Origin of the sequence: Paenibacillus sp. JJ-100 (genome assembly GCF_948329825.1) — a bacterium.
GTDB lineage: Bacteria > Bacillota > Bacilli > Paenibacillales > Paenibacillaceae > Paenibacillus.
Genome location: NZ_CAOJCM010000002.1, coordinates 780,016 through 791,211, shown reverse-complemented (window position 1 = coordinate 791,211; position 11,196 = coordinate 780,016). Strand labels below are relative to the sequence as shown.

The window sequence follows — 11,196 nt, the reverse complement described above, 5'->3', positions numbered from 1 at the left end:
GTGATCGGAAGCTTGTTCTGTCATCGGAGTGCTGGTGTAATTATCACATTTGAACGAGTATCCAGTCACAACTAATACAACAATCTATGGACGGAGGACTCACGTTTATGTTGAAACAGCTTAAGCCATACAAGGTGTTACAGGAGCGCAGAATCGAGGAACTGAAATCGGATGCGTACCTGCTGGAACATCAAAAATCCGGTGCCCACATCGTACTACTGTCCAATAGCGATGATAACAAAGTATTCAACATCGGTTTTCGTACACCTCCCGAAGATGATACAGGGGTAGCTCATATCCTTGAACACTCCGTGCTCTGCGGATCGAAAAAGTTCCCGGCCAAAGATTCATTTGTGGAGTTGCTCAAGGGTTCACTCAATACATTCCTCAACGCAATGACGTATCCTGACAAAACCGTCTACCCGGTTGCGAGTCGCAACGATCATGACTTCCACAACTTGATGGATGTGTATCTGGATGCGGTACTAAATACGAATATTTATGAGAATGAAAAAATATTTTTGCAAGAGGGTTGGAATTATAACCTGACTTCTGCAGATGACGAACTGACATATAACGGTGTTGTGTATAACGAGATGAAGGGGGCCTTCTCTTCGCCAGAGCGTATGGTTAGACGAGAGGTTTTGAATTCTCTTTTCCCGGATACGACATACTCCTGTGAGTCTGGAGGCTTCCCGGAGGCAATTCTGGATCTGACCTATGAAGGACTTCTGGATTTCCACAAACGATATTATCATCCGTCCAACAGTTACATCTATCTGTACGGAGATATGGACATGGAAGAGAAGTTGCAGTGGCTGGACGAACATTACTTGAGCAACTATGATCGTATCCAGATCGACTCTGAAATTAAGCTGCAACCCGCCTTCCCGAAACGGGTGGATGTGGTGAAGTCGTACTCTGCGGGAAGCACGGAATCCGAAGTGGATAACAGCTTTTTGACTTACAATGCAGTTATAGGCACAAGTCTGGATAAAGAATTGAATATTTCCTTTCAAATTTTGTTATATGCACTATTGAACGCACCTGGCGCTGTCCTGAAGCAGGCACTGCTGGATAAAGGGATCGCGAAGGATGTCTACGGTTCTTATGATGACAGCCTGTATCAGCCTGTGTTCACCGTGGGACTGAAGAAGAGCAATCTGTCCAGCAAGGATGATTTCCTTCTAACAATCAAGGAAGTGCTAGAGCGTGTTGTTAAAGAAGGTTTTGACCCGAAAGCATTGCTTGCCGGCATTAATTCGTATGAATTTAACCACCGTGAAGCGGACTTTGGCCGTATGCCAAAGGGTCTGATATACGGACTCTCGTCCCTGCAAAGCTGGCTGTATGATAAGGAATCGCCTTTTACCTATCTGGAGGCGAATGATGTATTTGCAGAACTACGCAACAGAATGAAAGAAGGATATTTTGAACAGCTTATTGAGAAGTATTTATTACAAAATCCACATACATCGTTTGTTGCGTTGACACCCGACAAAGGGTTGAACGCACGTAAGGAAGAAGCGCTGAAGGCACGCTTGAAGTCGGTGCAGGCCGGACTTAGCCCGGAAGAGGTACAAGAGATGATCAAGCGTACCGAAGCGCTTGCCGAGTACCAGAATACTCCTTCCACGAAGGAACAGCAGCAAGTCATCCCAACGTTGTCCATTGAAGATATTGACACGAAGGCGTCTAAACTCTACCAGACCGTAAACAACGTGGATGGCACAACGGTTTTGCATCATAACTTGTATACGAACGGCATCGGGTACCTGAGACTGCTGTTTGATATCAAGGAGGTGCCGCGTCGCCTTTTGCCATATGTTGGACTGTTGAAAAATGTACTTGGTTATGTGGACACTCAAAATTACTCGTTTAACGAGCTATCGAATGAGATTCATATCCATTCCGGCGGAATATACAGCGGAGTGGGTTCTTATGCTAATGCGCATCAACGGCATGAATTTAAAGCAACGTATGAGTTTAACGCGAAAGTGCTATATGACAAGCTTGGATTCGCCTTTGATATGATCAAGGAGATTGTGTTTACGTCCCGATTTGATGATGCGAAGCGCCTTTTCGAGATTATTTCTCAGGTCAAAGGGAACCTGCAGCGCAATCTGATCAATAGTGGTCATTCCGCAGGGATTACCAGATCATCTTCGAAACATTCAGCCGCTGCTGATTTCCGGGAGGCGGTTAGCGGGATTGCGTACTATCAATGGCTTGAAGATTTACAGGCGAACTTTGATGCCAAAAAAGAACAGCTATCCTCCAGCCTGCAAGAGCTGATGGGTTATATTTTCAGACCGGAGAACCTGCTGGTCAGCTACACTGCGGACGACAAAGGGTACGAAGGTCTGGAAGAGCAGGTTTCCGACCTGAAAACCAAGCTCTTCACACATGAAGTGGCCAAGGAAGTTTATACATTTACACCTGCTACACATAACGAAGGATTCCGCTCTCCGTCCGAGGTTCAGTATGTCGTGCAAACCGGAAACTATGTGGATAAAGGTTATGCCTATACAGGCTCATTGCGTGTATTACAGGGCATCCTGTCACTGGATTACCTGTGGAACAATATCCGTGCCAAAGGCGGCGCGTATGGCTGTATGTCTGGCTTCAGACGGAACGGCGATAGTTATCTGGCCTCCTATCGTGATCCGAATCTGGAAAAAACCTATAAAGTATACGAGGAGATCCCGCAATATCTGAATGATTTCCGTGCAGACGAACGGGAAATGACTCGTTATATCATCGGTGCAATCCAGGATCTGGATGCGCCAAGAACACCTTACAGTGAAGGAGCATTCTCGCTGGAATGTTATCTGTGTAATGTGACAGAAGCTGATCTGCAGCAGGAACGCGATGAGGTCCTCGGCACGAAGGAGAGCGATATTATCGGCTTTGCCGGACTGGTGTCGGCCATACTGGAGCAGAAGCATCGCTGCGTGATTGGTAATGAACATAAGATTGAGGAGCAGAAAGACCAGTTTGATGAAACGCTCGATTTGATCAAACATTAAGCCGTATGACTGCGGGATGAAAGGCTTCTGATCAACAAACGGAAAAGACACTTGCAAGGGCTGATCCAAGTAGCTCGGGCAAGTGTCTTTTTTTATTATCTATAAAGGCAAGAGGTGTTCTTTTTGTGTCATCCCTCTGTAAGGCTCTTGACCTTCATCGCACACTTCTGGTCTGTCGACCACGGTTATGTTAAAATGGTGGATAGTCTATGAGTCATGGGACAAGTGACTCTTGCAGGGAAGAGCCCATCCAAACGGGCTTAACGGGTATGCATTCATCAGGGAAAGGAGTCTATACATGATGTTTGGAAATGATTGGGACGAGGTGTTGCAGAAGGAGACGGAAGCCGAGTATTTTAACAAGATTCGTTATGCACTCGCTGCCGAGTACAAAACACAGACCGTGTATCCACCCAAGGAAGAATTGTTTTCTGCCTTGAAACTAACCCCGTATCATCAGGTGAAAGCCGTTATCATTGGTCAAGACCCATATCACGGGGCGGGTCAGGCACACGGATTAAGTTTCTCGGTCAAACCAGGAGTACGTGTTCCCCCTTCACTGAGAAATATTTATAAGGAGCTTCAGGCCGACCTGGGCACGCCTATTCCAAGTCACGGTTCACTTATTCATTGGGCCAAACAAGGGGTTTTGCTGCTCAATGCGGTTATGACTGTTCGGGAAGGTCAACCTAATTCACACCAAGCTTTAGGTTGGCAGACGTTCACTGATGCTGTCATCCGTGAGCTGAATGAACGTACGGAGCCTATGGTGTTCATGCTTTGGGGAAGTTATGCCCAGAAGAAGGGTGCTTTTATCAATAGAGACAAACATCTGGTACTGGAATCTACACATCCGAGCCCTTTGGCTGCACATCGCGGTTTTCTGGGCAGCCGGCCTTTTTCCAAAACAAATGAATTTCTCGTCTCCCAAGGTATTAAACCAATTGACTGGACAATACCTGAAAACTAGATCGAGTGGAGGCGGGCACATTGCGACATTGGATTGGACGAAAAGTGGCAGTATATCGGGCAACAGGAGTTCGCGAGCCTCTAAAAGGTACGCTGGTGGAGTGGGATGAAGAAGCGGAATGTGTTCGAATCGGACCGAAGCGAATTAAGGTTTCGTTTGACAATATTGCAATGATTAAACCTCTTCCTGAAGAAAGCCTACCTCTAAAGAGAGCACGTTCTGAAGTGCACAAGATCGGATATGTTATGAAAAAGGCAATCCAGTTTGAAAATGCGATTTATTTCAAGTCGCAGATTATGATCTGGAACCGAACGAAAATCGTAGCGTTATCCACTACAATCGTCAGACATGACGAAGATCAGGTCGAGCTTGAAGATGGCCGATTACTTCGTAAAGACAAGCATATGTTTGTCGTGCGTTCGCGGCGCGGTATACGATAATTGGCAAAATTTAATATGTATTTCATATAGCGATCATATGGCATTAATGTTTCGATCTTATAGTAAGAACATAACAACCCCTTCTAAATGATGTGTATGAATTTGGGAACCCGGCCGGCTGCAAACGGCCGGGTATTTTTTTTATCGCGAACTGCATGCATGAAAGCTGCTTGGATACCATTTCGAATGCACTGGGTGAGCTTAGGAATATGTTGTGTTTATTTTATATTGTTAGGCTTGTGTTCGGTCAAAGTGTTGTAACATAGGAATGACATTACTGTTATATACTAACAAGATAGATTATGAGAAGGAGTGAGATCGATTGAAACGAATATGTGTTTTTGCTGGTTCCAACCCAGGGCATCATCCTGATTATCTGGAGCATGCTGCTCAGTTGGGTGAACAAATTGCGAACAGCGGATATACATTGGTATATGGTGGGTCTTGTATGGGGTTAATGGGTGCAGTCGCTGATGCTGCTCTTGCGGCAGGTGGAGAGGTGATCGGCGTGATGCCTACAGGTTTGTTCCGAGGTGAAGTGGTTCACGGCGGACTTACTCAACTGATCGAAGTTGGCACGATGCATGAACGGAAAGCAACGATGGCGCAATTATCAGACGGGTTCATCGCACTTCCGGGAGGTATGGGTACGTTTGAAGAATTGTTCGAAGTGCTCTGTTGGGCCCAGATCGGTATCCATCGCAAACCGGTTGGCTTGTTGAATGTCAACGGATATTACGGTCCTCTGATGAAAATGGTCGAACATAGCGTACACGAAGGTTTCTCCAACACCTCACATCTTAGTTTGTGGAGTCTGGAAGAGAGTCCAGCTGAGCTGCTTAATCAAATGGCTGCTTATATCCCGCAGGAGTTAACTCAGAAATGGTCCGAGCTGAGCGAAAAGTAATTGTCCATAGGACATGTCACTGTTGAGAGGGGGCACTTCAAATGAGCAGGCTAATGTGAAAAACTTCTTCATCTGCCCAAGCAAATTATACTTGCGGACATAGTCTATAGTGTACTTTGAAGAAAAGGGGAGTGTCACTCATGAGCGAACTCAAAGGAACAGGTTATGGGTACTGCGGAGGTTTCGGCGGCGGAGCATGGACATCAACAGGCGCAATCCTGGTATTGTTTATCTTGCTCGTTATCATCTCCCGCACTTTCGTTCTGTAATTCAGACCATTCTGTGACGATGCAATTTTAGGGCAGCGTCAGAAAAAATGGCCTTTCCAAAGAGACGCCGGCGGCTGCCGGCGTTTCCGGGGAACGGTTTTTTCTACTTGTACAAAAAAGACCCCCACCTCATTGTAGCGAAATCGAGTCGGAAGTGAGGGGGAACTATACGATGATTTCATTCGTACCATTAGGTAGAATTAGCGTCTTCCAGGCAATGTATACTCCAATGACAGCAGCAATAAGTGCGAGAATAGCGGCAACAAGGGCCAGTTGATCAAGCCTATTCTGTTGAGAATCAACGACTGTCGACCGATTACTCGTTCTGTCAGGTATAGAGAGTCCTCGAACAGAAGCACGTCGAGTGGCTCGTCGTGGTCCTCTGGGAGGAGCGCCAGATCTGGAAGAGATCGTGTGCTTCCTAGTTCGTGATTTCAATGGGCTACCTCCTTACAACGGAGTACAGTGGTCTATGACTGATATATCTTATGTTGTTTTTCAGATTGAGTTCGCAAAAATGAGTGAATCTCCCAGTCCTATAAATGTTAGACCACATGTTTATTAAGAAGCCCCACACACAAATAAAACGTTCTCTTAATATGCGTATGACAAACGGTGGTTATAGTGAAGTTCATAGAATCCACTTTGAACGCAGGAGGGGCTGTATTGAACAAGATTGAAATTATCGCTCACCGAGGTGCATCCGCTGTGTGCCCAGAGAATACAATGATTGCTTTTGAACGGGCTCTGGAACTCGGTGCAACGGGGATTGAGACGGATGTGCAGATGTCTGCTGATGGACGACTGGTGCTCATCCATGACGAAACATTACAACGGACAGCAGGAACGACGGGTTGGGTCAAAGACTGCACTTATGAGAAGCTGCGTACGCTTGATGCAGGCTCCTGGTTTCATACGAATTTTGCGGGGGAACCAATCCCTTCACTGGAGATGTTATTGAATCTGGTGCAAGGGAAGAGAATTCTGCTCAATCTGGAGCTGAAAAACGGCATTGTGCCTTACAAGGGGATGGAAGAGAAGGTCATTCAGATCATTCAGGAGTGGAACATGGAGCAACAAGTTGTGTTGTCGAGCTTCAACCACGCATCTCTTGTGAAATGTAAACGCATTGCGCCGAACATTCGCACAGCGCTTTTGTATATGGAAAAGTTGTACCGTCCTCATGATTATGCTGCCAAACTGGAAGCATCGGGTTTGCATCCCTACAAGCTGGCTGTGACAAAAGAAGAAGTTGCCGCTGCACTTGCCCAAGGCATGGTGACCTATCCATTTACCGTCAATGATCCTGCTGAAATGAAGATGATGCTAGATATGGGCGTACAAGGTATAATCACAGATCAGCCAGACGTACTGGCTTCCTTGAAGCTGGTTCAGATCCGTTAAGTGATTATTAGCAAGAGGTAGTTTAGATTATATATTGCGTGGCCATACAAGAGCTTGGGAGCTCTGTATGGTCTTTTTTTATGTATATTTCATGTGAAAATGTTCCTGTTTTCAAGAAACATATTTTTTTGTCCATTGCCAGACGGAAGAGATTCCCTTACAATGTTCTATGGGAATGAGAATCAATATCAATAGAACGGATATTTTGGAGAGGTGATTGTTATGTACATACGATTCACAGGCTTCTTTCATAACACAGGTGGACAAGCATGAGCTCAAACCAATCATCTGTGGATTCCAATACGAATACGGAGTCACCGACAGCCAAAATCCATACACGCCCTTGGGCCGCTACTCTCATTCTTACAGGAGGTATTCTACTACTGGCTCTAAGTATGGCGTTGTCTATCTCGTATGGCGCTGCAGATATTCAGCTCGGCGTGGTCTGGCAGGCAGTCTTTAATTTCAATCCTGATCTTACGCCCCATCAGGTCATATGGGAGATTCGGTTGCCGCGTATACTCGGTGGAGCGATGGTAGGTGCTTGTTTCGCTGTTGCAGGTGCGATCATGCAAGGGATGACCCGGAATCCGCTCGCCGATTCAGGATTGCTTGGTCTGAACGCTGGTGCGGGATTGGCACTGGCAATCTGTTTTGCCTTTTTTCCCGGCCTGTCATATATGTACATTGTTATGTATTCATTCTTGGGAGCGGGACTTGGTGTTCTTCTTGTGTATGGTTTCGGTGCAGCATCCAGATCAGGTCTGACTCCTCTGCGCCTAGTTCTGGCGGGAGCTGCTGTTACAGCGATGCTGACTGCGCTTAGTGAGGGAATTGCACTATACTTCAGAATCGGACAAGACTTGGCCTTCTGGACTGCTGGAGGGATCGCGGGAACGAAGTGGTCGCAACTTGAAGTGATGTTTCCCTGGGTGCTTGCAGCACTCATTGTCAGTTTGATCATCTCACGTTCGATTACCCTGCTTAGTCTTGGGGAAGATATCGCAGTCGGATTAGGGCAGCGTACAGGTCTGATTAAATTAATTGGTCTGATCGTAGTACTTATTCTGGCGGGTACCGCTGTATCTGTGGTGGGTGCAGTAGGATTTGTTGGTTTGATCATTCCTCATCTGACACGAAAGCTGGTTGGGGTCGATTATCGCTGGATCATTCCCTGTTCGGCCATCATGGGCAGTTTGTTGCTCGTATTTTCGGATCTGGCTGCACGTATGATTAACCCGCCTCACGAGACGCCAATTGGCGCTCTGGTTGCCCTCATTGGGGTGCCGTTTTTCTTGTATTTGGCGCGGCAAGAAAGGAGGACGCTGTAGTATGGGTTCTTCTACAATGGTTGGAGCAGAGCGTAAAAAGAAAACAAAATCTGTCGTTGTTCTTATTGCGCTTAGTCTTTTGATTGTGACAGCTTTTATAGTCAGCATGAATACCGGTTTTACCAAGCTTTCACCGATTGATGTTCTGCGGACACTGTTTGGAGGCGGAACTCCAAAGCAGGAACTGATTCTATTTGAATTCCGGTTGCCTCGCATCGTGATTGCTGTATTGATTGGCGCGGGATTGGCCTTGTCCGGTTGTATTCTGCAAGGAGTGTCGCGCAATGCACTTGCTGATCCGGGTATTCTTGGTATTAATGCAGGTGCTGGACTTATGGTGATGCTGTTTGTTTCTTTTTTTCCAACAACAACAGCTGCTCCGATCTTTCTACTTCCACTCTTGGCTCTAGTTGGTGCGTGCCTTGCCGCATTTTTAATCTACATCCTTTCATACAAAAAAGGTGAAGGTATTTTGCCGACCCGTATGCTCCTTACAGGGATTGGGGTCGCAGCCGGTATAAGTTCAGCTATGATCGTATTAACGCTTCGGCTTAGTCCGGAAAAATATCAATTTGTAGCCACTTGGCTCGCCGGCAGCATCTGGGGATCTAACTGGAAGTTTGTCATGGCGTTACTCCCGTTCATTATTGTGTTTGTGCCGCTGGTACTTGCGAAGGCCCGTGTGCTGAATGTATTAAATCTGGGTGATCAGACAGCAAGCGGTCTGGGGGCTTCAGTAGAGCGTGAACGAATCGTTCTACTTGCTGCTGCTGCAATTCTTGCTGGTGCATGTGTTTCTGTTAGCGGTGGGATCGGTTTTGTTGGGTTAATTGGGCCTCACCTAGCGCGACGTCTGGTAGGTCCTAAACATCAGTTTCTGCTACCTGCCTCTGCACTTGTCGGTTCTTTGCTTGTACTGGTTGCAGACACGCTGGGACGTGTCATTTTGCAACCTTCAGAGATACCAGCAGGAATTCTGGTTGCTATTTTGGGTGCTCCATACTTTCTGTACCTTTTAAGCAGGACGAATTAGAAGGTAATCATCATTCTCGGAGAATTGCCTTAAGGGGGACATTGCTTCATGCTTCGTCGTTTTTTCGCCTATTACAGGCCATATAAAAAGCTGTTTATTCTGGATTTCACCTGTGCGATTCTGGTCGCTGTGCTGGAGCTGGCTTTTCCGCTGGCGGTGAACCGGGTTGTGGATGATCTGCTGCCTGCTGGCCGCTGGGACTGGATCCTATGGGCGTGTGTAGTGCTACTCGGTATCTACCTGCTGAGTGCGTTCCTGAACTACGTGGTTACCTATTGGGGGCACAAGCTGGGGATCAATATTGAAACGGATATGCGAAAAAATCTGTTTAACCACGTACAGAAGCTTTCGTTCCGTTACTTTGACAACACCAAGACCGGACATCTGGTATCTCGTATGACGAATGATCTGATGGATATCGGGGAGATTGCCCATCATGGTCCGGAGGATGTATTCATCGCGGTCATGACACTTGTGGGGGCATTCAGCATTATGATGAGCATTAACGGGAATCTGGCGATTCTGACGTTTATCATTGTGCCGCTTATTATCTATCTTTCCTTGTATTTCGGTAACAAAATGTCCAAAGCGTTCAGCCGAATGTTCGGGGATATTGCAGATTTCAATGCTCGTGTAGAAAACAATATTACTGGAATTCGTGTAGTTCAGGCTTTTGCGAATGAAGAGTATGAGAAGGCACAATTTGCTGTAAACAATGGTCGTTTCCGTCAAACCAAGTTGATTGCGTACAAGATTATGGCCTGGAACTCTTCCATTAGTTATGTGCTGATGAAGCTGGTATCGTTGTTTGTTCTCGTATGCGGGACGTGGTTTGTCATTAAGGGTAGTATGAGTTATGGTCAGTTTATCGCATTTATTATGTTATCCAACGTATTCCTGACGCCAATTCAGAAGATCAATTCGGTTATTGAAACGTATCCTAAGGGAATTGCAGGCTTCAAGAGATATACGGACTTACTTGATATGGAGCCTGATGTTAAAGATCATGTTAACGCCAAGCCGGTATCCCATCTGCGTGGGGATATTCGGTATGAGCAAGTGACCTTCGGTTATTCGGATCAGGAGCCTGTGCTTCAAAGGATTGACTTGAGCATTCAAGCTGGGGAAACCGTCGCTCTAGTTGGTCCATCAGGGGCAGGGAAAACGACACTCTGCAGTCTGCTCCCGCGATTCTATGATGTTCTGGAAGGGCGCATCACCATTGATGGTCAGGAGATTCAGCACATGACGCTGGATTCTTTACGTAGCCAGATCGGGATTGTACAGCAGGACGTTTTTCTCTTTGATGGTACTATTCGAGAAAATATTGCGTATGGCAAGCTGGATGCTACGGAAGAAGAAATCTGGATGGCTGCAAGGCGCGCTCAGATGGAATCTCTGATTCAATCTATGCCAGAAGGACTGGATACACTTATTGGTGAACGTGGCGTGAAGCTCTCTGGTGGACAGAAGCAGCGGTTATCGATTGCTCGAATGTTCCTGAAGAATCCACCGATTCTCATTCTGGATGAAGCGACCTCTGCGCTCGATACGGAAACGGAAGCCGCAATTCAACAATCACTTGCGGAGTTGTCGGAAGGACGTACCACGCTTGTGATTGCTCACAGGCTGGCTACAATTAAAAATGCAGATCGCATTGTAGTTGTTGCCGAGCAGGGGATCACCGAGCAGGGACGACATGAGGAGCTTCTTGCTTCCGGTGGCGTATACAGCCGCCTGCACTATGCGCAGTTTGGTGCATAACTGCTGTTCTAGCACAAACCAGCGTCGTGACTTGGAAGGAGTCAGACGG

Annotated in this window: 10 protein-coding genes; 9 read left to right on the top strand and 1 reads right to left on the bottom strand. The window is 46.6% G+C overall.

Annotation, left to right across the window (positions count from 1 at the left end):
- Positions 1–107: 107 nt before the first annotated feature.
- From PQG66_RS10305 to PQG66_RS10285, 5 genes are all read left to right on the top strand, one after another.
- Positions 108–3,029: an insulinase family protein gene (locus tag PQG66_RS10305; protein WP_272037594.1), complete on the top strand. Its 2,922-nt coding sequence runs from the start codon at positions 108–110 to the stop codon at positions 3,027–3,029.
- A gap of 298 nt (positions 3,030–3,327) precedes the next feature.
- On the top strand, positions 3,328–3,999 hold the full coding sequence (ung, locus tag PQG66_RS10300) for a uracil-DNA glycosylase (RefSeq protein ID WP_272037593.1): 672 nt from the start codon (positions 3,328–3,330) through the stop codon (positions 3,997–3,999).
- Between the two features lie 20 nt (positions 4,000–4,019).
- On the top strand, positions 4,020–4,439 hold the full coding sequence (locus PQG66_RS10295; protein WP_272037592.1) for a hypothetical protein: 420 nt from the start codon (positions 4,020–4,022) through the stop codon (positions 4,437–4,439).
- A 322-nt stretch (positions 4,440–4,761) separates the two neighbouring features.
- The gene (locus PQG66_RS10290) at positions 4,762–5,346 is read left to right on the top strand and encodes a TIGR00730 family Rossman fold protein (protein ID WP_272037591.1); all 585 of its coding nucleotides are present in this window, start codon (positions 4,762–4,764) and stop codon (positions 5,344–5,346) included.
- A gap of 140 nt (positions 5,347–5,486) precedes the next feature.
- The gene (locus PQG66_RS10285) at positions 5,487–5,615 is read left to right on the top strand and encodes a hypothetical protein (protein ID WP_272037590.1); all 129 of its coding nucleotides are present in this window, start codon (positions 5,487–5,489) and stop codon (positions 5,613–5,615) included.
- Between the two features lie 165 nt (positions 5,616–5,780).
- On the opposite strand, the gene PQG66_RS10280 is transcribed toward PQG66_RS10285, so the two are convergent.
- Positions 5,781–6,053 carry a hypothetical protein gene (locus PQG66_RS10280; RefSeq protein WP_272037589.1) on the bottom strand — a complete coding sequence of 91 codons (273 nt, stop codon included), beginning with the start codon at positions 6,051–6,053 and terminating at the stop codon, positions 5,781–5,783.
- Positions 6,054–6,281: 228 nt separating this feature from the next.
- Between PQG66_RS10280 and PQG66_RS10275 the strand changes: the two genes are divergently transcribed.
- From PQG66_RS10275 to PQG66_RS10260, 4 genes are all read left to right on the top strand, one after another.
- Positions 6,282–7,019, top strand: coding sequence for a glycerophosphodiester phosphodiesterase (locus PQG66_RS10275; RefSeq protein ID WP_272037588.1), 738 nt, complete (start codon positions 6,282–6,284; stop codon positions 7,017–7,019).
- 269 nt (positions 7,020–7,288) lie between these two features.
- Positions 7,289–8,350, top strand: coding sequence for a FecCD family ABC transporter permease (locus PQG66_RS10270; RefSeq protein WP_272037587.1), 1,062 nt, complete (start codon positions 7,289–7,291; stop codon positions 8,348–8,350).
- 1 nt (position 8,351) lies between these two features.
- The gene (locus PQG66_RS10265) at positions 8,352–9,383 is read left to right on the top strand and encodes a FecCD family ABC transporter permease (protein WP_272037586.1); all 1,032 of its coding nucleotides are present in this window, start codon (positions 8,352–8,354) and stop codon (positions 9,381–9,383) included.
- A 48-nt stretch (positions 9,384–9,431) separates the two neighbouring features.
- Positions 9,432–11,147, top strand: coding sequence for an ABC transporter ATP-binding protein (locus tag PQG66_RS10260; protein ID WP_272037585.1), 1,716 nt, complete (start codon positions 9,432–9,434; stop codon positions 11,145–11,147).
- Positions 11,148–11,196: the final 49 nt, after the last annotated feature.